The organism is Enterobacter wuhouensis (assembly GCF_035835995.1).
Lineage (GTDB): Bacteria > Pseudomonadota > Gammaproteobacteria > Enterobacterales > Enterobacteriaceae > Enterobacter > Enterobacter wuhouensis.
This window is the reverse complement of the sequence record NZ_CP142124.1, coordinates 4,012,507-4,034,475: the sequence shown is the minus strand read 5'-3', so window position 1 is coordinate 4,034,475 and position 21,969 is coordinate 4,012,507. Positions and strand designations below refer to the sequence as shown.

Genomic DNA, 21,969 nt, shown 5'->3' with positions numbered 1-21,969 from the left:
CCCGGATGAGCAGACGCTGGCAGCAGGTTCGTCACCAGCTGCGCCGCAACCGTCCGGCGCAGTTCTCCCTGTTTGTGCTTTTTATTTTCGTTGTCGCCGCGCTCTGTGCGGGCTTAAGCCCGTACGATCCGGATCGGATGGCGCTCGGCGCGCGCACGCTACCGCCGGATGCCGCGCACTGGTTCGGCACCGACGAGTACGGGCGCGACTACTTCACCCGCGCGCTGTATGGCGGCCAGATCTCCCTGATGGTCGGTTTTCTGGCGATGCTCTTTTCCACGCTTATCGGCACGGTGGTAGGAACGGTGAGCGGCTATTTTGGCGGCTGGCTGGATAACCTGATGATGCGCGCCGTGGATATCCTGATGGCCATTCCGGCCTTCTTCCTGTTGCTTGTAGTGAATGCTTACCTCAAGCCGGGAGTGGATAACATCATTCTGATTATCAGCCTGCTGACGTGGATGAACATGTCGCGTCTGGTGCGTGCTGAAACCCTGTCGGTCAAAGAGCGCGAGTATGTGCTGTATGCCCGCGCGTCGGGGGAACATCCGCTGCGCATTATCGTGCGCCACATCATTCCCGGCGTGCTGCCGACCATCATCGTGGCGGCCACGCTCAATATCGCCTCGGCCATTCTGATGGAGTCAACGCTCAGCTTCTTAGGGCTGGGCGTGCAGGCGCCTGCGGCGTCGTGGGGAAGCATGCTTAACAACGCGCAGTCGTATATTGGCGAAGCGTCGTGGCTGGCGATGTTCCCCGGCATTCTGATCCTGCTGACGGTGTTCAGCTTTAACGTGCTGGGCGACGTGTTCCGTACCGCCTTTGAGCCAGGAGCGAATCGCGATGAGTAACTTATTAGCGCTTGAGAACCTTCAAACCACGTTCCGCACCCGCGAGGGCGAGGTTCACGCGGTGCGTGGCGTGAGCTTTCAGGTTCAGCCGGGCGAACTCGTCGGCATCGTCGGCGAGTCGGGCTGCGGGAAAAGCGTCACCTGTAAGTCGATTATCCAGCTTCTGGGGAGCAACGGACGGATAACCGGCGGCAGCATCCGCTTCCAGAACGAGGACCTGGCGCAGAAAACGCCCGCGCAGATGCGCGCCATTCGCGGCAACGAGATCGCGATGATTTTTCAGGACCCGATGACCGCCCTGAACCCGGTGCTGACCATCGGCAAGCAGATGGCTGAGATCCTGATGCGCAACAAAGGACTCAGCAAAAAAGCGGCCAAAGCGGCGGCGATCGCCATGCTGGAACAGGTGGGCATTGCCGGGGCGGAACGCCGATACGACCAGTATCCCCACGAGTTCAGCGGCGGGATGCGCCAGCGGGTGATGATCGCGATTGCGCTCTCCTGCAACCCGAAGCTGCTGATTGCCGACGAACCGACCACCGCGCTGGACGTGACCATTCAGGCGCAGATCCTGCGCCTGCTGAAAAGCCTGCAGCAGCAGACCCGGACCGCGATTTTGCTGATCACCCACGATCTCGGCGTGGTGGCGCAGGTCTGCAGCCGCGTGGTGGTGATGTACGGCGGGCTGGTGATGGAGGAGGGGAGCGTGGAGGACATTTTTTACCGCCCTGCGCATCCGTACACCCAGGGGCTGCTGGCCTCGCTGCCGCGCCCGGATGAGGTGAATCAGCGTTTATCGCCCATTGAAGGTTCGCCGCCTGGCCTGCTTAACCCGCCGCCGGGCTGTCCGTTCGCGGAACGCTGCCCGAAGCGCATGCCCCAGTGTGAACGACAGCCCGCGCTTTACGCTACCGGAGAGAGCCATCGCGCCGCGTGCTGGCTATGGGCCGACAAGGAGGTTCAGGCATGAGTGAACAACGTGAACCCTTGGTGAGCGTGCGTGAACTGCGCAAACACTATCAGCTGAACGCAGGCCTGCTGCGCAAAGGCGTGGCCGTGAAGGCGGTTGACGGCGTGAGCTTTGATATTCAGCGCGGGGAAACGTTTGGCCTGGTGGGAGAGTCCGGCTGCGGAAAATCCACCCTCGGCCGTGCGATTTTACGCCTGTTTGATATCACGTCCGGTGAAATCCACTTTGCCGGGCATGAGATTGCCCACGCCGGTGAAAGAGAGCTTAAGCCGCTGCGCAAGCGGATGCAGGCGATTTTTCAGGATCCTTACTCCTCGCTCAACCCCGGTATGACCGTGCGGCAGCTGGTGGCCGAACCGATGCAGATCCACGGCTACAGCCGCGAAGAGCAGCGGGAGCGTACTGAAACCCTGCTCTACAAAGTCGGGCTTAAGCAGGAACACCTTGAACGCTTCCCGCACGAGTTCAGCGGCGGGCAGCGTCAGCGTATTAGCATCGCGCGGGCGCTGTCCGTGCGCCCGGAGTTTGTGCTGTGCGATGAGCCTCTCTCGGCGCTGGACGTCTCGGTGCAGGCGCAGGTGGTGAATATCCTGCAGGATCTGCAGCAGGAGCTGGGGCTAACCTACCTGTTCATCGCCCACGATCTCTCCATGGTGCGCCATATCTCCAGCCGCATTGGGGTGATGTATCTCGGTAAGCTAGTGGAGGTGGCCCCGGCGAATGCACTGTATCAACATCCGGCGCACCCTTATACCCGCGCGCTGCTGGCGGCGGTTCCCCGTCCCGATCCGCGCATCCGCAATCTCGAAGACGCCACCCTGCGCGGCGATATTCCAGGACCCACGTCCGCACTGCCGGGCTGTAAGTTCTGCAGCCGCTGCCCGCACGCCATGCCGGTTTGCCAGACGCTGGAGCCTGCCATGCGGGAGATTGCGCCAGGGCATTTCGCGGCATGCTGGCTGTTTAAGATTTGAGCCTTAAACGTGTCGGGTGGCGCTGCGCTTACCCGACCTACAGGGTTTTGTGTTATGTAGGCCGGGTAAGGCGAAGCCGCCACCCGGCATGACCGACGGCACAACGCTATCCCAACACCCGCTTCGCCCACGCCTCTACGTCATCGCCGCTGCCTAAATCCGCCTGCACCAGGCCGTTAACCATAAACGTCGGCGAGACGTGAATGCCGTTCTGGCGGGCGTATTTGCAGTGCCATTTTATCTCATTTTGCAGTTCCGGCCGGGCAAACGCGCCTGCAACCTGCACCCCGCTGTAGCCCTCGATTCGCGCGATAATCTCGTCCGGCGTGGCCTGCATATTCGGGCCGCTGCAGTGGTCGGTAAATTCGAACTCCTCGCGATGGTCGGCCACCGCCTGCATCACTTTACGCGCGGCGTCTTTGCCGTCCGGCAGCGTGGATGCCGCCAGAATGCAGCGCACAATCACCCCGGAAAATAGGTGCCACGGCTGAGATTGCAGGCGGATTTTGACCGTGACCTTGTCTTCCCCAACCTGTTCCAGAAACGCATTCAGCTTATTAAACGCCTTCACCGAGAAGGGGCAGGTTGGTTCCAGAAACACTTCAAAGGTACGCGGGCCGTGGCCCCATTCCAGCGCTTGCGCCTGTACGCTCATGTTGACTCCTGATGTTGTGAATTTTAGTTATTGTTGCGACGAATAATTTGCCACGCAGGTGTATGATAAATCCACCTCTGTCAGGTTAATTACAACGTGCAGACGACGACAACCCCTAAAAAATTGCCGCCTGCCTGTTTTAGGTTGGATACATGCGTAAAGGAAAGTTAAGCAGTGATGCGCCATTCGGGACGTTGTTAGGCTATGCGCCCGGTGGCGTGGCGATTTACTCTTCAAATTACGGCAGTCTGGACCCGCGCAGCTACCCGGAAGATGCGGATTTCCGCAGCTATATCGGCAACGAATACATGGGCCACAAGTGGCAGTGCGTTGAGTTCGCCCGCCGTTTCCTGTTCCTCAACTACGGCTTTGTCTTTACCGACGTCGGCATGGCGTGGGAGATCTTCTCCCTGCGCTTTTTGCGCGAGGTGGTGAACGACAACATCCTGCCGCTGCAGGCCTTCGCCAACGGTTCGAAACGCGCGCCGCGCGCCGGGGCGCTGCTGATCTGGCAAAAGGGCGGCGAGTTTCACGAGACCGGCCACGTGGCGGTGATCACCCAACTGCTGGACGATAAGGTGCGAATTGCGGAGCAGAACGTGATTCACTCCCCGCTGCCGCTCGGGCAGCAGTGGACGCGCGAGCTGCGTCTGAGCGTGGAGAACGGGTGTTATACGATCCATGACACCTTCAACGACACGGAGATCCTCGGCTGGATGATCCAGACCGACGACGCGGAACACAGCATTCCCCAGCCGGAAATCGACGGTGAACTGCTGAAAATCAGCGGCGCGCGGCTGAAAAACACGCGTCAGTTCGACGGAAAATGGCTTAATGAAGATGACGCCCTGCAGCAGGCGTACGTTCGGGCGAACGGCCACGCGATCAATAAAGATCCCTGCCAGTATTTCACCATCACCGAAAGCGCCGAGCAGGAGCTGATCAAAGCGACGAATGAGCTGCACCTGATGTACCTGCACGCGACCGACAAGGTGCTGAAAGACGACAGCCTGCTGGCGCTCTTCGACATCCCGAAAATCCTCTGGCCGCGCCTGCGCCTCTCCTGGCAGTGGCGTCGTCACCATATGATCACCGGTCGTATGGACTTCTGCATGGACGAGCGCGGCATTAAGGTGTACGAGTACAACGCCGACTCCGCGTCCTGCCACACCGAGGGCGGGCTAATCCTTGAAGAGTGGGTGAAAAACGGCTATCGCGGCGCGGGCCACAACCCGGCGGAAGGGCTGCTGGAAGAGCTGACCGGCGCATGGAAGCACAGCCACGCGCGGCCGTTCGTTCACATCATGCAGGATAACGACGTTGAAGAGGACTACCACGCGCTCTTTATACAGCGTTCGCTGATGCAGGCCGGGTTTGACACCAAAATTCTGCACGGACTGGAGGTGCTAAGCTGGGATGCCGCCGGGCAACTCATCGACGATGAAGGCCGACCCGTCAACTGCGTGTGGAAAACCTGGGCATGGGAAACGGCGATCGAGCAGATCCGCGAGGTCAGCGAAACCGAGTACGCCGCCGTGCCGATCCGCACCGGGCATCCCGAGGGCGAGGTGCGCCTGATAGATGTCCTGCTGCGCCCGGAGGTGCTGGTCTTCGAGCCGCTGTGGACGGTGATCCCCGGCAATAAGGCGATCCTGCCGGTGCTGTGGCAGCTGTTCCCGAACCACCGCTACCTGCTCGACACCGATTTTGAGGTTAACGGTCTGCTGAAGCAGACCGGATACGCCGTCAAGCCGATTGCCGGACGCTGCGGCAGCAATATCGATCTGATTAGCGCCCAGGACGAACTGCTGGATAAATCCAGCGGCAAGTTTGTCGACCGTAAAAACATCTACCAGCAGCTGTGGTGCCTGCCGAAGGTTGACGGGAAGTACATTCAGGTTTGTACCTTTACCGTTGGGGGGAACTATGGCGGAACCTGCCTGCGCGGGGATGACTCGCTGGTGGTGAAGAAAGAGAGCGATATTGAGCCGCTGATTGTGCTTAAAGATAAATGACGTCCACCCCGATGCACCCACATCCGCAAGCGATCCTTGCGGATGTTTTTACATTGACGGGATACTTAAATCTCTATAAGCCAGCATGGTCTTCAAGATAAATAATATTATCTGTATCGAAGCAGCCGTATAATTTAATGAGCTCGATATTCATTCTGTTGACATCGTTACCCGCATGTCCGTTCATAATGACAAACTTCACGTTTTTATTTTTCATGCTGAAAAAGGAAGAGCTGAAGCAGCCCGCGATGTTTTTAGGCAGTAAACCTTGCGCGTGCAGGTATTCTAAGGGGATATTGTCCGGGAGTTCGGTAATATTTTCCCCTAAGGCACTGCGGAGCGCATGATTACGTTCACCATTTACGGGATGGCCCTTATAAATGATATGCTTCTCGTCGGGCAGGGCGCCTGATGATTTAAGCTCTGCGATCTTTTTCAGCATCGCGCGATGATGCTCCTCTCTTTTTTGCACATCAATATAATATGTGGTTAAAAAGAGAACGGCCTCGTTGTTTTTTGCCGTTTCTGATAGCTGCGCTCTCAGCCCTTCAGGGATGGCTAACAGGCGATCCCATATTTTTACCGTTGATAACAAGGCTGGGTGAGCATCATCGTAATTCAGCGGCACCGTTGCGCGCTGAAGCTTATCAAAGAATCGGCTGCCTGATTGACTCTCACGAGGCGACTGGAGAAGGTAATATTTCGCATCAAGGAAATAATGCCAGACATAATTATCGACCACGTTCCATTCCCAGGCATCCAGGGGTTTATTTGAGGTTAAGAGATGATGAAGCACTTCCGCTCGCTCATGCATCATCTTACTCAATACTTTTCCGTCGAAGCGACGCATTTCGGCCCGCTGGAGAAGGGTTCCTGTACCATCGTCATACAGGTGAAGCTGCAGCGTGTCCTGCGGAATAAACGGCAGGATCTGTTTCAATAACGGCAGCAAAATATCCTGCGCACGAAAGATATTCGTATGTATTTCAACCTGAAAACCCGGCCTGTTAAGGATGAACCTGGCAACGCTATTCAGCTTTTGTGACAGGTTTTCATTCACTTTATATGCGTATACGGTTCTGCCATTTTGTATTTCATCGATATTAATTTTGAGTCTTTCGAGGATCAGGATGCTATACACGTTTTCATCATCAATCGACTGAACATAATTGATGAGCTGCTGCGTCAAAGGAAGTGATGCCGGTTCAATATAGATTTTTAACGTTTTAATACTCATGGACAAACCCATGCCAGAAAGCCAATTTCATCCTAATGCAATTGATGTGCCATATATTTTTATCAATTCTATTAGTCACTTATCCGTCAGGAGGCGAAAGGGGAGGAAGCATTTTTTCCGCTGCTGGAAGATAAGCGTCAACCTCATATGACGCAGGCTTTGCCCCCCGCAGATTTTTTTCTCCCTGAGCGAAACCTTCGGGGCTTAGCGTGCGAACTATTATTCATACAGCACCTTTTTCCCTGATGGAGCCGACCATGAAACGTTTAAAAACCCTGTCCGCCGCCGCCGTACTCACGCTTTCTCTCTTCACCCTGAGCGCCAATGCCGCCCTTGAGGCGGGCGCGAGCGCCCCTGACTTTAGCCTGCAGGGCGCTCTGGGGGGAAAACCGCTGACCTTCTCCCTCAAGCAGGCGCTGCAAAAAGGCCCGGTCGTCCTCTATTTCTTCCCGGCTGCATTTACCAAAGGCTGTACCCTTGAGGCGCACGCCTTCGCCGAAGCAACCGACGACTTTAAAAAACTGGGGGCGACCGTTGTGGGCGTCACCGCCGGGAATGTCGATCAGGTGGATGAATTTTCGAAGCTGGAGTGTCGGGATAAATTTGCCGTGGCGGCCGATCCCGGCGCGAAAGTGGCTTCCGAGTATCAGACCCTGATGCAGATGAACGGCAAAACCGTTTCTGACCGGACGTCGTTCGTTATCGCGCCGGACGGTAAAATCCTGCTGAGCTATACCGACCGCAACCCTGACGAACACATCCAGAAAACCATGGATGCGGTGAAAAAATACGCGAATTCACACTCGTAACTTAGCTGCCGGGGTTCGCTATGCTAACAGCCATGCTGGCCGCCTTTGTGGGCGGCATTATTCTTAACTTTATGCCCTGCGTGTTCCCGGTGATCTCCCTCAAGGCGCTGGGCATTCTGCGCCATCAGGGTGACACCAAAAGCGCGCGCACCGAAGGGCTTGGTTTTCTGCTGGGGGTGATTTTTACCATGCTGGTCCTGGCGGGCGTGCTGCTGGCGCTGCGAGCGGGAGGAACGGCCGTCGGCTGGGGGTTCCAGCTCCAGTCTCCGCTGGTGATTGCTGCCCTGGCGCTGATTATCCTCGGCGCGGCGCTGAACCTGCTTGGCGTGTTTGAAGTGGGATTGTCGCTGCAGCGGGCGGGAGAGATCTCGGTTGGCCGCGGGGCCTTTACCCGCTCGGCGTTAACCGGGGCGCTGGCGATAGTGGTAGCAACACCCTGCTCGGCGCCCTTCATGGCGGGAGCCGTAGGGTATGCGCTGGTGCAGCCACCGGTGGTGTCGCTGGGCATTTTTCTCGCGCTGGCGCTAGGGTTTGCCGCGCCCTTTACCCTGATCTCACTGTTCCCGGCGATAGCCGAACGCCTGCCGCGACCCGGCGCCTGGATGGATGTTCTCAAGCGCGGGCTGGCTTTTCCGATGCTGGGGGCATTCGCCTGGCTGGTGTGGGTATTGACGCAGCAGGCAGGTACGACGGCGCTGGCGGTTATGCTGGCCTGCGCCGTGGTGGTGGCTTTTGCGGCGTGGCTGTACGGCATCGCCCAGCGTAGGCGCTACATCGGGCAGTCATACAAAGCGCTGCTGGCGGTAACGGTGGTACTGTTTGTGGCGGCAGTAGGCCCTCTGCCGGGAATGCTGCACACACAGCCATCGCAGCCGGACGCGCCGGGTGCGGAAAACATCACGCGGGTGACATGGTCGCCGCAGACGGTTGAGGAGATGCGCGGGCACGGTAAAGCCATCTTTGTCGATTTTACCGCGTCGTGGTGCATTACCTGTCAGGTCAACGAGCGGACGTCACTTTCAACAGCGGCGGTGAAGCAGGCGCTTGCCAGAACGGGCACCGTCTATATGGTGGCGGATTCAACCAAATTTAACGCCGATATCGATGACGCGATGAGCACGTTCGGGCAGGGCGGTTTGCCGCTGTATGTGGTCTACCCGGCGGATGGCGGCGCGCCGAAAGTATTGCCGCAGGTACTGACCCCCGCGATTGTGGTTGACGCGCTTAATCAGGCATCCGGTAAAAAAGCATGAGGTAACGCGCATGGCGGAATATGGATAGCGGCTTAGCGCCGCGCGAAGCATGGCCCGCACTGATGGCAAGCGCGCAGGCGGGCGATCGCGATGCGTATACGCATCTGTTGCGGGCCATCGTTCCGGCGATCCGGGGCATTGTCCGCAAACAGATTGCCGATCGCGTGCTGGTGGATGACGTCATCCAGGATGTTCTGCTGACGGTTCATCGGATACGGCATACCTACGATCCTGCCTGTCCTTTTCTGCCGTGGCTGATGGCGATTACGCAGGCCCGGACCATTGACGCATTGCGCAAGCGTGGCCGCCATCGGCTGCGTGAGGCGAATGACGAGGATCTGCCTGACTCAGCCTCAGAGAGCATGCCGGACCCGGATGAGCGAGGGGAGGAACTGGTGCTGATATTAGACCAGCTTCCCGTGCGCCAGCGTCAGATTGTGGAGCATATCCACCTGCAGGAGATGAGCCTCGCCGAGGCCGCCGCGCGCAATAATCTAAGCGTGGCAGCGGTGAAGTCGTTACTGCACAGAGCAATCACTAACCTTCGCCGGATGGGAGCAAAACATGGCCGATCATGATGTGTTAATTTCGCAGCTCAGTCAGGATGCCGGGCCGGTACGCCGCCTGTGGCCGAACAGCCTGCGCGTGGCCGCCTGGCTGCTGACGGCGCTGCCCTGCGGCTGGTTAAGCAGCCTGGTGTTTTACAGAGCCGTGACGGACTGGACGCAATCCGGCGCGCTGTTGGCGGCGCTGCAGCTTTTGGTCGCGTTCATCACCGGCACGCTGGCCATTCGCAATGCTTTTTTATTAAGCATTGCCGGGCGCAGGCCGCTGGGCTGGAAATGGTTTATACCGTTAATTGCGCTTTGGCTGTGCTGCGCGATGCTCAGCCTCGGGCACTCGCCCCTGCAGGCGCATCACCCTGATGAAGTGAACTGCTATCTGTATATGATGGCGGTGAGCGCACCAATGATGGCGATTGTGATTGGCTACTTGCGCCGGACGCGGTCGCTTTATCCGCTGCGCACGCTGGCCGTAGCCGGCGCTGGCGTGGCGTGTATGGCGCTGACGCTGCTGTTGTTTTGCCATCCGGTGGAAGTGCATCCGCTGGACTTTTTGCTGCACGTAGCGGCGGCGGGAACAATTGTTGTGGCGACGATGGTAATGGGATGGCGGTTGGTGAGGGTAGGGGAGCAGAAAAGCAAAAACCCGCCTTGTGGGCGGGTTCTTTAAATAGTGGTGCCCGGACTCGGAATCGAACCAAGGACACGGGGATTTTCAATCCCCTGCTCTACCGACTGAGCTATCCGGGCAACGGGGCGCATTAAACCCGATTCACCCTTCGCCGTCAACGAAATTTATTGATTTCGCTACAGACTGCACACTCTCTCACCAGTTCGCCGTAATCTTAGGCAAAAAAGTGCGTCCAGAGCGCGGACAGCGGCATGGCGAGCAGCAGGGCGGGCAGCATGTTGACCACTGCAAACATCTTTATCCCGCAGATGCGCAGCCCCGTAGCCAGCAGCAGCAGGCCGCCAACGGCGGTGAAGTCCGCCATCATTGCTGGCGTGGTCAGCGGCAGGATCAGCGTGGCGCAGGTAGCAAGCGCCAGCTGGATCAGCAGCATAGGCACGCAAATCGCCGCAACGGCGATGCCGAGCGTGGTGGCGAAAATGGTGGCGGTAAAGAAATCGAGAAACGCCTTAGCAATCAATATGCTGGGATCGCCGGTCATCCCTTCCTGCATCGAACCGAAAATCCCCGTGCCGCTGGCGCAAAACAGAATAATGATGGCGACATAGTTCTGAATAAACGTCTCATGCGTGCCGTGTTTCGCCTTGCCGGGGCGGGCAATCAGGTTTTTGGCTCTGCCTACCGCGTTATTGATGCCTTTTTCCAGGTAGCAGAACTCGCCGATCAGCGCGCCGAGCAGGGTCGCCAGCACCATCACCGGCAGGTTGGCGCATTTAATCACTAAAAGTATGCCGATGCCCAACGATGCCAGCCCAAATATCGACGGCATCGAGGAGCGAATACGCTCCGGCAGCCGCTGGCTTAGAAGCGCGCCCAGAACGCCGCCCAGTAAAACGGCTCCGGCGTTAATAAAGGGTCCGATAACCACGGTTAACTCCTGTTACTTAATCATTGGTATTGCATGATTATGACACGTCAAGGCTGCATCTGGCTTAGCTTTGCAAGGCTTAGTGCATACTGATTCTCTGTTGCACCTAAAAATAAAAGGTGACATTATTGCGCGAATTTTCTCCTCCCTGTCTCACCGCCCGGTGAGGGTAACTGCGCCTATGAAAACCATGAAAATTGCCGTCAGCCGCGAGCTGGTCTCCGCTGTCTCTACGCACCGCGAAAAGGTAACGCTGGACAGCACCGATTTTACCGACGTGGCGGCAGTCGTCATTACGGTGGCGGAAAGCCGCAGCGGCATTCTTGCGCTGCTGAAACGCACGGGCTTTCAGCTGCCGGTGTTTATGTTCTCGCAGGAGCCGACGGAGGTTCCTGAAGGCGTCACCGCCACCCTCGCCGGTAAAGCGCAAGAGTTCCTGGAACTGGAATCTGCCGCCTGCCGTTACGAAGAGAACCTGCTGCCGCCCTTTTTTGACACCCTGAGCCAGTACGTGGCGATGGGGAACAGCACCTTTGCCTGTCCGGGCCACCAGCACGGCGCGTTTTTCAGGAAGCATCCGGCGGGGCGGCAGTTCTATGAGTTCTTCGGTGAGAACGTCTTTCGCGCCGATATGTGCAACGCGGACGTGAAGCTGGGCGATCTGCTTATCCACGAAGGTTCCGCCAAGCACGCGCAAAAGTTCGCGGCGAAAGTCTTTAATGCCGATAAAACCTACTTCGTGCTGAACGGCACCTCAGCCGCGAATAAGGTTGTCACCAACGCGCTGCTGACCCGCGGTGACCTGGTGCTGTTTGACCGCAATAACCACAAATCTAACCATCACGGCGCGCTGATTCAGGCAGGGGCTACGCCGGTCTACCTTGAGGCGGCGCGAAACCCGTTCGGCTTTATCGGCGGGATCGATGAACACTGCTTCGACGATGCGTACCTGCGCAATCTGATCCGTGACGTGGCGCCAGAGAAGGCCAACGAGGCCCGCCCGTTCCGCCTGGCCATCATTCAGCTGGGCACCTACGACGGCACGATCTATAACGCGCGTCAGGTGATCGACAAGATCGGCCACCTCTGCGACTACATCCTGTTTGACTCCGCGTGGGTGGGCTACGAGCAGTTTATTCCAATGATGGCGGAAACGTCCCCGCTGTTGCTGGAGCTGAACGAGAACGATCCGGGCATTTTCGTGACCCAGTCGGTGCATAAGCAGCAGGCAGGGTTCTCGCAAACCTCGCAGATCCATAAAAAGGATAACCACCTTCGCGGTCAGGCGCGCTTCTGCCCGCACAAGCGGCTGAATAATGCCTTTATGCTGCACGCGTCCACCAGCCCGTTTTATCCGCTGTTTGCGGCGCTGGACGTAAACGCCAAAATTCACGAAGGCGAAAGCGGACGCAGGCTGTGGGCGGAGTGCGTCGAGCTGGGCATTGAGGCGCGCAACGCCATCATTGCCAACTGCCATATGATCAAACCCTTCATTCCACCGACGGTGGCGGGGCGTCCGTGGCAGGATCATGCGACACACACCATTGCCAGCGAGCGTCGTTTCTTCAGCTTCGAGCCGGGGGCAAAATGGCACGGTTTTGAGGGCTATGCCCGCGAGCAGTATTTTGTCGACCCGTGCAAGCTCCTGCTGACCACGCCGGGTATCGATGCCGAAACCGGGGAGTACACGGACTTCGGTATCCCGGCGACGATTCTGGCGCACTACCTGCGCGAGAACGGCATCGTGCCGGAAAAGTGCGATCTCAACTCAATCCTGTTCCTGCTGACGCCTGCCGAAAGCAGCGAGAAGCTGGCGCAGCTGGTTGCGATGCTGGGTCAGTTTGAGCAGCATATTGAAGACGACACCCCGCTGGCCGACGTGCTGCCGACCATTTTCCAGAAATATCCCGTGCGCTACCGTGATTACACGATCCGCCAGCTGTGCCAGGAGATGCACGATCTCTACGTCAGCTTTAACGTGAAGGATCTGCAGAAGGCGATGTTCCGTCAGGAGAGCCTGCCAGCGGTGGTGATGAACCCGCAGGATGCCAACCGGGAGTATATTCGCGGCGAGGTGGAGCTGGTTCGCATACGGGATGCCGCAGGGCGCATTGCCGCGGAGGGCGCGCTGCCTTATCCCCCTGGCGTGCTGTGCGTGGTGCCGGGTGAAGTCTGGGGCGGGGCGGTGCAGCGTTACTTCCTGGCGCTGGAGGAGGGCATTAACCTGCTGCCGGGCTTCTCGCCGGAGCTGCAGGGCGTATACAGCGAGAAGGATGCGGACGGGATTAAGCGGCTGTATGGGTACGTGTTGAGGTAGTGTGGGCCGTTGGCCTCACCCCTCACCCTAACCCTCTCCCCAAAGGGGAGAGGGGATTGCACGGAGCCGTCTTTTCACCCTCGCCCCTTTGGGGAGAGGGCCGGGGTGAGGGGAGCTATGCCGCACTACGTTTGTACATCCTCCTCGGATGCCCAATTTTCCCGTACAGCATCTCCACGCTGAGAAACCCCGCCTCGACGCAGTGTTCCAGATAGCGCCGGGTGGTGGTTTTACTCAAACCCGTCTCGCTCACCACTTCGTCCACCGAAAAACAGTGCGTCGCCTTGTCGTTAAAAAGCGTTTGTACCCGCGCCAGCGTGTTTTCCTCAATGCCTTTGCTGCCGTTATCCTGGCGGTAATTTTTCGCCTGCAGCAGATAAAGGGAATCCACGTTCTGCTGGTCGACAATCTTCCAGACGCGCTGCTGCTCGGCGAACTGCACAAAGCGCTCCAACGACTGGCTGAGCCGTTTCCAGGACACCGGTTTGAGGATGTAGTCAAACGCCCCGTTGCGGATCGCCTGGCTGCATGTGTCCATATCGCTGGCGGCGGTAATGAAAATCACCGAGCAGTTGGCGCGGGCCAGCATTGGATTGCTGATAAGCGTGATGCCCTTGCCGTCCGGCAGGTAGTTATCCAACAGCATCAGCTGCGGCTGCTTGCTCTCAAGCTGTGCCTGCGCGTCCGCCAGCGACGTGGCAATCCCCACCAGCCTCAGACGCGGATGTTTACTGATTAACTCCGCGTGCAGCTGCGCCAGTTCGTTCTCGTCTTCAACAATCAGTACGTCGATAAGTTCATGTTGCATAATCAGTATCTTCCATTTCCTGTGCAGGACGTCGGGCGGCATCCGTAGCGGGAATAAAGAGAGAGAAAATAGCCCCGCGCGGGGTGTTATCGGCAACTTCTATTGTGCCGCCCGCCTGCGTGACATAGCTTTCGATCAGATACAGGCCAATGCCATGATCGCCGCGCGTTTTGGTGGTGATGCCGCGTTCAAATATTCGATCGCGGATCGCCGGTTTAATGCCGACGCCCTGGTCGGCCACTTCCACGATCAGCTCCCGCTCGCTCAGCTTAATCAGTACGTCGACTGGGGCATGCGGCAGCGGCGAGCGCTGCGTCGCCTCAATGGCGTTATCCAGCAGGTTCCCAATAATCGAGATAAGTTCCGATTCAAGCAGCGGCAGGAAAGGCTTGTCCATTCGGCAGGCCGGATCGAAGCTCAGCTCCACGCCCTTCTCGCGGGCGCGGGCGGCTTTGCCCAGCAGCAGGCCGCACAGCATCGGAGAGCTAAAGCGCGACGAGATAAAGTCCAGCAGCTCCTGCGCATGCTCTGACTGCGCCTGAATATAGCCAATGGCCTCCTCGTAGCGCCCCATATGCAGCAGGCCTGAAAGGGTGGTCATCCGGTTAAGCTGCTCGTGGCGCATGATGCGCAGGTTATCAACGTAGCGCTTAACCTGGCTGAGCTGGGCGCTGAGCGAGTCGATCTCGTTGCGATCGCGGAAGGTGATCACCCATCCCTGGAGCGAATCTTCCAGCATGATCCGCACCCGGCTGGCAATTACGGTGAGGTCGTTAAAGCGGCAGATCTCATCGTGGGTATCTTTCGCCAGCATGGTCTGGGGAGTGAAGAATGGCACCGGATCGATCACCTGGCTTATCAGCTGCCCCCGAAGTTCGCGAGCAGGCTGGCTTAATCCCAATAATTTACGCGCCGCCTGATTGATCACCTCAATGCGCAGATCGTCGTCGATGGCGATCACCCCTTCGTAGATGGACTCCATCATCGCTTTCTGCTGGCGCACCAGCAGGCCGATCTCGCGCGGTTCCAGAGAGAAGATCTGCTTTTTAATACTGCGGGTGAAGAACCAGGAGAAGATAAACAGGGCGATCAGCAGCAGCACGGCCGCAATCAGGATGTTGACCACTTTGCTAACGGTGATGGTGTCCAGGTAGCTCGTGAGATAGCCCACCGAGACAATCCCCACCACCTGCCCGGCATCGTTAAAAATGGGCGCTTTGCTGCGCAGCGAAATGCCTAAGCCGCCCTTGCGGATCGTGGTGGTGCTTTTCCCGTGCAGGACCTCTTCGTTATCTCCCCCGACAAGCGTCTTTCCCACCCGGTCGGCAAAGACGGAGTGAAAAAGATGAAGGCCTTTATTGTCGCCAATCACAATAAAGCTGGCGTCGCTGTGGGCGGCTAATTTCTGCATGAAGTCATGGATGCCCTGGATATCCTTTTGTTCGACCTCTTTTCGCAGGGAAGGAATAAGGGCGATTTCCTCAGCCTGTATTTTTGCGCGTGCGCTCATTTCCTGATAAAGCTGCCTGCCGACGTCGACATAATAATATCCGCCCAGCAGCGCAAACAGCACTGAGAAAAAGGCGACCAGTGAAATAAACAGCTTGATCTGAAACGACACTTTCATAACTATCACGTCTGGTATCAACAGGTCGACTCAATATATCATCTTTTAACAAAGGGATGCCCGCTTTGCCGAAAACTTGTGATCCCTTGCACAGCACGCTCTGTAAAAGATTTATCTGAAAGAGCTTGCGCCTTAAGGCTAAATTAATAAATGTTATTTGTATGTTCAATTAAGAAAAAAAACCATAAAAACCACGGCAATAAATAAGCTATAAATCACATTAAATAAAAGAAACCATTAAAACCATAGCTGCCATTAAAACTTCGCTTTTAATATGCCATTCCTCACATAAAGTAAGCCTTTGTGACTCTAAGCTGAACGCACAAAATAACTAAGGGGCTTATTATGAGCACAACTGACGATTCTTTCTCTGTTACCCACGACCCGATTGAAATTCAGCGACCTTCGCTCAAAGAGCGCTGGTGGCATATTATGGATACCTGGAAAATCGGGATTATTCCTCTGCCGCTGTTCGTGCTGGCGGGCGCGCTGATTGCCATTGATTGCCTGGGCGGAAAGCTGCCGAGCGACATCGTGGTCATGGTGGCCACGCTGGCCTTCTTCGGCTTTGCCTGCGGCGAGTTCGGCAAACGCTTGCCGATTGTCGGCAAGCTCGGCGCGGCGGCGATTTGCGCCACCTTTATCCCTTCCGCTCTGGTCTACTACGGCCTGCTGCCGGACGTGGTGGTCGAGTCCACCACCAAGTTCTACAAATCCACCAACATTCTCTACCTCTACATCTGCTGCATTATCGTTGGCAGCATCATGAGCATGAACCGCACGGTGCTGATTCAGGGCTTCCTGCGCATCTTCTTCCCGATGCTGTGCGGTGAAATCGTCGGCATGCTGGTGGGGATGGGCGTCGGCCTGGCGCTGGGCCTTGAGCCGTTCCAGATCTTCTTCTTTATCATTCTGCCGATTATGGCGGGCGGCGTCGGGGAAGGGGCAATCCCGCTTTCCATCGGCTATGCCACCCTGCTGCACATGGACCAGGGCGTGGCGCTCGGCCGCGTGCTGCCGATGGTCATGCTCGGCGGCCTGACGGCAATCATCATCTCCGGCTGCCTGAACCAGCTCGGTAAACGCTACCCGCACCTGACCGGCGAAGGCCAGCTGATGCCGAACCGCGCGAATGCCGATACCACCGTTTCTCAGCCTGCGTTCTCCGGCAAAGCGGACGTCACCACTATCGCCTCCGGCGCGCTGCTGGCGGTGCTGCTCTACATGCTGGGCATGCTCGGCCACAAGCTGATTGGCCTGCCTGCGCCGGTCGGCATGCTGTTTATGGCGGTGCTGGTGAAGCTCTGCAACGGCGCCTCTCCGCGCCTGCTGGAAGGCTCGCAGGTGGTGTACAAATTCTTCCAGACCTCCGTGACCTACCCAATCCTCTTCGCCGTCGGCGTGGCCATCACCCCGTGGCATGAGCTGGTGGCGGCGTTCACCGTCAGCAACCTGCTGGTGATCGTCAGCACCGTTTCCGCGCTGGTGGCGACCGGCTTCTTCGTCGGCAAAAAGATTGGCATGCACCCGATTGATGTCGCCATCGTTTCCTGCTGCCAGAGCGGCCAGGGCGGTACCGGCGACGTGGCGATCCTGACCGCAGGCAACCGCATGAGCCTGATGCCGTTCGCCCAGATTGCTACCCGAATCGGCGGGGCGATTAACGTCTCTATCTCACTGCTGATTCTGGGCAACTTCCTCGTCTAAGTTTTCAGGAAATAACAATGAAACTCGCAAGCTTTTTATACCAGGGAAAACGCAGCTACGGCATCGTCCAGGCCGAGGGCGTGATTGATTTAGGCCGCCGTCTGGGCGACCGCTACGGCGACCTCAAGGCGCTGCTGCAGGGCAATGGGCTGGCGCAGGCCACCCGCTTTCTGAACGATGCGGTAGACGTGCCGCTAAGCGCCATCACCTTCTTACCGGTGATTGTGCAGCCGGAAAAAATCCTCTGCGTGGGCATGAACTACGCCGACAAGCGCAAGGAGTTTGACCAGCACAACCCGGCCCCGACGCTGTTTGTCCGCTTCCCGGATTCACAGACCGGCCACAACGAGCCGGTGCTGAAGCCGCGCCACTCCAGCGAATTCGATTACGAAGGCGAGCTGGCGGTGATCATCGGCAAAGGCGGTGAGAACATCAGCCGCGACGACGCCCTGCGCCATGTGGCGGGCTACAGCTGCTATATGGACGGCTCGGCCCGCGACTGGCAGCACACCTGGTTTACCGCCGGTAAAAACTGGCGTCAGACCGGCGCGTTTGGCCCGTGGATGGCGACGGCGGACGAGATCCCGGATCCGCATCAGCTGGCTATCCGCACCTGGCTGAACGGCCGCATGGTGCAGGAAGACAACACCAGCAGCATGATCCACAAGGTTGCGGAGCTGATCGAGTACATCAGCACCTTCACCCGCCTCAGCCCGGGCGACGTGATCATCACCGGATCTCCGGGCGGCGTGGGTAAAAAGCGCAACCCGCCGCTGTTTATGAAGGAGGGCGATCGCATTGAGGTGGAGATCGAGCATATCGGTCACCTGAGCAACGTGATTATGGAAGCGCCGGCCGTCGGGCTTGCGGCAGCACACTGAGGAAGGCGGCATGCACTCGCAACCCATCGATTTTCGCCACACCGTCGTGGCGAAACATCCTGAACGCTTAAGCCAGATCCGCTACCTGCTGGCAGACAGCGGCCTTGGCCTGGACAACGACATCACGCTGTTTGTCGAAGCCTGGTCCGGCGCGCAGCTGGTGGGTTGCGCAGGGCTTGCCGCCAACGTCATCAAGTGCGTGGCGGTCGACGAACAGCTTCGCGGCGAGAACCTCAGCGCGCGGCTGTTGGCAGAGGTGGAAAATGCGGCGCTGGCGCGCGGCCATTTTCACCTCTTCCTCTGCACCCGTCCGTGCAACCGGGAGCGCTTTGCCCGCAGCGGCTTCTGGCCGATTGCCCAAAGCGGGAACAACGCGGTGCTGATGGAGAACACCCCGCAGGGGATCGAGCGCTACTGCCGCTCCCTGCGCGCGAAGCGCAGGTGCGGGGAGAACATTGGCGCGATAGTGATGAACGCCAATCCGTTCACCCTCGGCCACCGCCATCTGGTGGAGCAGGCGGCGCAGCGGTGCGACGCTCTGCATCTGTTCGTGGTGCGTGAAGACGCCTCGTTCTTCCCGTTCAGCGCGCGCCTCGAGATGGTGCGCGCGGGCGTGGCGCATCTGCAGAACGTGGTGGTGCATGAAGGTTCGCAGTACATCATCTCCCGAGCCACCTTCCCGGCCTACTTCCTGAAGGAGACCGGCAGGGTGCAGCAGGCGTGGAGCGAGATTGACGTGCTGATTTTCCGGGACTTCATCGCCCCGGCGCTCGGCATCACGCACCGCTTCATCGGCTCGGAGCCGTTCTGCGATATCACCCGCCAGTACAACCAGACGCTGCACGACCTGCTGGCCTCGCATATTGAAGTGGTGGAAATGCCGCGCATCAAGGCCACCGGCAACGCCATTTCGGCCTCGGAAGTGCGCCGCTTGCTCAAGACACAGCAGTTTTCCCGGATCCGGGAGATTGTCCCGGACTCCACCTTCGCGCACCTCGAAGCACACTATCGTGCGAGTGCGGAAGTCGCATAACTATCAGGAATTTATCATGAATATTGTAAGGGAGGCGCTGGCCGGAACGCAGGAGTCCAGCGACCTGATGGTGAAAATCGCTCCCGCTCACGGCGAGCTGGAGATAGTCATCCACAGTGAAGTGATTAAGCAGTTTGGCGAGCAGATTCGCCAGGTGGTCAACGACACGTTGCGCGCCATGAATGTGCACCAGGGACTCATCATTATTGAAGACAAAGGGGCGCTGGACTGTGTGATCCGCGCCCGCCTGCAAAGCGCGCTGATGCGTGCCGCCGATGAACAGGCCATCAGCTGGGGGGCGCTGAAATGAGCAAACTCCGCCGCAGCATGCTGTTCCTGCCGGGCGCCAACGCCGCTATGCTCTCCACCGCCTTTATCTACCGTCCCGACTCCATCATGTTTGACCTTGAGGACGCCGTCGCCCTGCGCGAGAAGGATACCGCGCGCATGCTGGTGTTCCACGCGCTGCAGCACCCGATGTATCAGGATATCGAAACCGTGGTGCGCATTAACCCGCTCAGCACGCCGTTTGGCCTGCTGGATCTGGAGGCCGCCGTGCGGGCCGGCGTGGACGTGATCCGCCTGCCGAAAACCGACACCCCGGACGATATCTACGAGCTGGAAGGCCACCTTGAGCGTATCGAGCGCGAGTGCGGCCGCGAGGTCGGCTCCACCCGCGTGATGGCGGCGATTGAATCGGCCATTGGCGTTATCAACGCCGTGGCGATTGCCCGCAGCTCTGTGCGCCTCATCGGCATCGCGCTGGCCGCCTTTGACTACGTGATGGACATGCAGACCGAGCGCGGCGACGGCACCGAGCTGTTCTACGCCCGCTGCGCCGTGCTGCACGCCGCCCGCGCGGCGGGCATCGACGCCTTCGACGTGGTGTGGTCAGACGTTAACGACGAGGCCGGGTTCCTGCGCGAGGTCGATCTGATCCGCAAGATGGGCTTCAACGGCAAATCGCTGATTAACCCGCGCCAGATTGACCTGCTGCACAACGCCTACGCCCCGACGCAGGAAGAGGTGGATCACGCCAGAAGGGTGATTGAGGCGGCAGAAGAGGGCGAGCGTAACGGCCTGGGCGTGGTGTCGCTCAACGGCAAAATGGTGGATGCACCGATTATTAACCACGCGCAGGTGGTGCTGGAGCGTGCGGCGGCCTCCGGCGTGCGTCGGTAAGGATGAGATGATGAATCAGACAGAACTTCTTCACGTGAATTTTCCCCATCTGCGGGACTTAAAACCCTTCGATACCGCCCACAGCGCCACGCCGTGGCTGGCGGACAGCGACGCGAAGCACAGCCGCAAGCTCTGCGCCTCTGTTGAAGAGGCCGTTAAGCGCTGCGGCCTGCAGGACGGGATGACCATCTCCTTCCACCACGCGTTTCGCGAAGGCGACAGGGTGATCAACACCGTCGTGGCGCTACTGGCGCGGATGGGCTTCAAAAACCTGACGCTGGCCTCCAGCTCGCTGATGACCTGCAACGACGCGCTGATCGAGCATATTGAAAGCGGCGTCATCACCCGGATTTACACCTCGGGCATGCGCGGCAGGCTGGCGGACGCCATCTCCCACGGGCTGATGGACGAGCCGGTGCAGATTCACTCCCACGGCGGGCGCGTGAAGCTGCTCCAGGACGGCGAGCTGAATATCGACGTGGCGTTTCTCGGCGTGCCGTGCAGCGATGAGTTTGGCAACGCCAACGGAACGCACGGTAAATCGTGCTGCGGATCGCTCGGCTACGCGATGGTGGACGCGCACTTTGCCCGCAAGGTGGTGCTGCTGACCGAAGCCCTGGTGCCGTTCCCCAATATGCCCGCCAGCCTGGGGCAGGACCAGGTGGACTACATCGTGCAGGTTGAAAGCGTAGGCGACCCGGCGAAAATTAGCGTCGGCGCGGCGCGCGTCACCAGCAACCCGCGCGAGCTGATGATTGCCCGCTATGCGGCGGACGTCATTGAACACTCCGGCTACTTCAAACCGGGCTTCTCGATGCAGACCGGCTCCGGCGCGGCGGCGACAGCCTGCACGCGCTTTATGGAAGAGAAGATGGAGCGCAGCGGCGTGAAGGCGCGCTTTGCGCTCGGCGGCATCACCGGCAGCCTGGTGGATCTGCACGAGAAGGGGCTGATCGAAAAGCTGCTCGACACCCAGTGCTTTGACGGCCAGGCGGCGGCTTCGCTGGCGCGCAACCCGAACCACGTGGAGATCTCCACCAACGTTTACGCCAACCCCGGCAGCAAGGCGGCAAGCTGCGACCAGCTCGACGTGGTGATCCTCAGCGCGCTGGAAATCGACGTCGATTTCAACGTCAATGTGATCACCGGCTCCGACGGGGTGATGCGCGGCGCGTCCGGCGGACACTGCGACGTGGCCGCCGCGGCGAACCTGACCATTGTGGTCGCGCCGCTGCTGCGCAGCCGTATTCCGACGGTCGTGAAGCGGGTTACCACGCGCCTCACGCCGGGCGAAAGCATCGACGTGCTGGTCACCGACCACGGCATTGCGGTCAATCCGGCGCGCCCGGAGATCCGCGAGCGGCTGCAGGAAGCCGGGCTCAACGTTGTGGATATCAGCGCGCTTTACGAGCGGGCGATTTCCCTGACGGGCGTACCGAAACCGATTGAATTTACCGACAAAATCGTCGGGGTGATCCGCTACCGCGACGGCAGCGTGATCGACACCGTACGGCAGGTAAAGGAGTAG

At 58.7% G+C, this 21,969-nt stretch carries 20 protein-coding genes and 1 tRNA gene; 15 read left to right on the top strand and 6 right to left on the bottom strand.

Annotated elements, in window-relative coordinates:
* The first annotated feature begins 5 nt into the window (after positions 1-5).
* The 3 genes from VPX56_RS19185 to VPX56_RS19175 are packed head-to-tail and all read left to right on the top strand — an operon-like array spanning position 6 to position 2,795.
* Complete coding sequence (locus tag VPX56_RS19185; protein ID WP_023294546.1) at positions 6-851, top strand: ABC transporter permease; 846 nt, start codon at positions 6-8, stop codon at positions 849-851.
* Complete coding sequence (locus tag VPX56_RS19180; protein WP_326468336.1) at positions 844-1,821, top strand: ABC transporter ATP-binding protein; 978 nt, start codon at positions 844-846, stop codon at positions 1,819-1,821. Before VPX56_RS19185 ends, VPX56_RS19180 begins: the two co-directional genes overlap by 8 nt.
* Positions 1,818-2,795: an ABC transporter ATP-binding protein gene (locus tag VPX56_RS19175; protein WP_326468334.1), complete on the top strand. Its 978-nt coding sequence runs from the start codon at positions 1,818-1,820 to the stop codon at positions 2,793-2,795. The genes VPX56_RS19180 and VPX56_RS19175 overlap by 4 nt, the downstream gene beginning before the upstream one ends.
* 106 nt (positions 2,796-2,901) lie before the next feature.
* Here the strand turns inward: VPX56_RS19175 and VPX56_RS19170 are convergent, their stop codons facing one another.
* Positions 2,902-3,450 carry a DsbA family protein gene (locus tag VPX56_RS19170; RefSeq protein ID WP_326468332.1) on the bottom strand — a complete coding sequence of 183 codons (549 nt, stop codon included), beginning with the start codon at positions 3,448-3,450 and terminating at the stop codon, positions 2,902-2,904.
* Between the two features lie 152 nt (positions 3,451-3,602).
* On the opposite strand from VPX56_RS19170, the gene gss reads away from it, so the two are divergent.
* Complete coding sequence (gss, locus tag VPX56_RS19165) at positions 3,603-5,465, top strand: bifunctional glutathionylspermidine amidase/synthase (protein WP_326468330.1); 1,863 nt, start codon at positions 3,603-3,605, stop codon at positions 5,463-5,465.
* A gap of 73 nt (positions 5,466-5,538) precedes the next feature.
* Here gss and VPX56_RS19160 read toward each other — a convergent pair whose 3' ends face one another.
* Complete coding sequence (locus VPX56_RS19160; protein ID WP_326468328.1) at positions 5,539-6,702, bottom strand: polysialyltransferase family glycosyltransferase; 1,164 nt, start codon at positions 6,700-6,702, stop codon at positions 5,539-5,541.
* A gap of 257 nt (positions 6,703-6,959) precedes the next feature.
* Here VPX56_RS19160 and VPX56_RS19155 point away from each other — a divergent pair, with 257 nt between their 5' ends.
* Genes VPX56_RS19155 through VPX56_RS19140 form a run of 4 tightly spaced genes read left to right on the top strand, consistent with a single transcriptional unit; the run spans position 6,960 to position 9,997 of the window.
* A complete protein-coding gene (locus VPX56_RS19155) occupies positions 6,960-7,511 on the top strand; it encodes a peroxiredoxin (protein WP_131633542.1) in 552 nt (183 codons plus the stop codon).
* A 20-nt stretch (positions 7,512-7,531) separates the two neighbouring features.
* On the top strand, positions 7,532-8,764 hold the full coding sequence (locus tag VPX56_RS19150) for a protein-disulfide reductase DsbD family protein (RefSeq protein ID WP_131633543.1): 1,233 nt from the start codon (positions 7,532-7,534) through the stop codon (positions 8,762-8,764).
* A 20-nt stretch (positions 8,765-8,784) separates the two neighbouring features.
* Positions 8,785-9,342, top strand: coding sequence for an RNA polymerase sigma factor (locus VPX56_RS19145; RefSeq protein ID WP_326468325.1), 558 nt, complete (start codon positions 8,785-8,787; stop codon positions 9,340-9,342).
* On the top strand, positions 9,329-9,997 hold the full coding sequence (locus tag VPX56_RS19140) for a DUF1109 domain-containing protein (RefSeq protein ID WP_326468323.1): 669 nt from the start codon (positions 9,329-9,331) through the stop codon (positions 9,995-9,997). Before VPX56_RS19145 ends, VPX56_RS19140 begins: the two co-directional genes overlap by 14 nt.
* A 4-nt stretch (positions 9,998-10,001) precedes the next feature.
* On the opposite strand, the gene VPX56_RS19135 is transcribed toward VPX56_RS19140, so the two are convergent.
* Together VPX56_RS19135 and VPX56_RS19130 are read right to left on the bottom strand one after the other, a co-directional pair.
* A tRNA-Phe gene (locus VPX56_RS19135) sits at positions 10,002-10,077 on the bottom strand.
* 95 nt (positions 10,078-10,172) lie between these two features.
* Positions 10,173-10,886, bottom strand: coding sequence for a DUF554 domain-containing protein (locus VPX56_RS19130; protein WP_131633546.1), 714 nt, complete (start codon positions 10,884-10,886; stop codon positions 10,173-10,175).
* A gap of 181 nt (positions 10,887-11,067) precedes the next feature.
* Between VPX56_RS19130 and VPX56_RS19125 the strand changes: the two genes are divergently transcribed.
* On the top strand, positions 11,068-13,203 hold the full coding sequence (locus VPX56_RS19125; protein WP_326468320.1) for an ornithine decarboxylase: 2,136 nt from the start codon (positions 11,068-11,070) through the stop codon (positions 13,201-13,203).
* A 115-nt stretch (positions 13,204-13,318) separates the two neighbouring features.
* Here the strand turns inward: VPX56_RS19125 and VPX56_RS19120 are convergent, their stop codons facing one another.
* Together VPX56_RS19120 and VPX56_RS19115 are read right to left on the bottom strand one after the other, a co-directional pair.
* Positions 13,319-14,011, bottom strand: coding sequence for a response regulator (locus VPX56_RS19120; protein WP_131633548.1), 693 nt, complete (start codon positions 14,009-14,011; stop codon positions 13,319-13,321).
* On the bottom strand, positions 14,001-15,638 hold the full coding sequence (locus VPX56_RS19115; protein ID WP_326468318.1) for a sensor histidine kinase: 1,638 nt from the start codon (positions 15,636-15,638) through the stop codon (positions 14,001-14,003). Before VPX56_RS19115 ends, VPX56_RS19120 begins: the two co-directional genes overlap by 11 nt.
* 345 nt (positions 15,639-15,983) lie before the next feature.
* Here VPX56_RS19115 and VPX56_RS19110 point away from each other — a divergent pair, with 345 nt between their 5' ends.
* From VPX56_RS19110 to citF, 6 genes are read left to right on the top strand one after another with little or no spacing between them, the layout of a single operon-like run.
* Positions 15,984-17,345 carry a 2-hydroxycarboxylate transporter family protein gene (locus VPX56_RS19110; protein ID WP_014885210.1) on the top strand — a complete coding sequence of 454 codons (1,362 nt, stop codon included), beginning with the start codon at positions 15,984-15,986 and terminating at the stop codon, positions 17,343-17,345.
* Positions 17,346-17,362: 17 nt separating this feature from the next.
* Positions 17,363-18,226: a fumarylacetoacetate hydrolase family protein gene (locus VPX56_RS19105; RefSeq protein WP_131633550.1), complete on the top strand. Its 864-nt coding sequence runs from the start codon at positions 17,363-17,365 to the stop codon at positions 18,224-18,226.
* 10 nt (positions 18,227-18,236) lie between these two features.
* Entirely contained in the window at positions 18,237-19,259 is a 1,023-nt protein-coding gene (gene citC, locus VPX56_RS19100; protein WP_326468314.1) for a [citrate (pro-3S)-lyase] ligase, read from the top strand.
* A gap of 16 nt (positions 19,260-19,275) precedes the next feature.
* On the top strand, positions 19,276-19,569 hold the full coding sequence (citD, locus tag VPX56_RS19095; protein ID WP_326468312.1) for a citrate lyase acyl carrier protein: 294 nt from the start codon (positions 19,276-19,278) through the stop codon (positions 19,567-19,569).
* The gene (gene citE / locus VPX56_RS19090; RefSeq protein ID WP_326468310.1) at positions 19,566-20,441 is read left to right on the top strand and encodes a citrate (pro-3S)-lyase subunit beta; all 876 of its coding nucleotides are present in this window, start codon (positions 19,566-19,568) and stop codon (positions 20,439-20,441) included. Before citD ends, citE begins: the two co-directional genes overlap by 4 nt.
* A 10-nt stretch (positions 20,442-20,451) precedes the next feature.
* A complete protein-coding gene (gene citF, locus VPX56_RS19085; protein ID WP_326472130.1) occupies positions 20,452-21,969 on the top strand; it encodes a citrate lyase subunit alpha in 1,518 nt (505 codons plus the stop codon).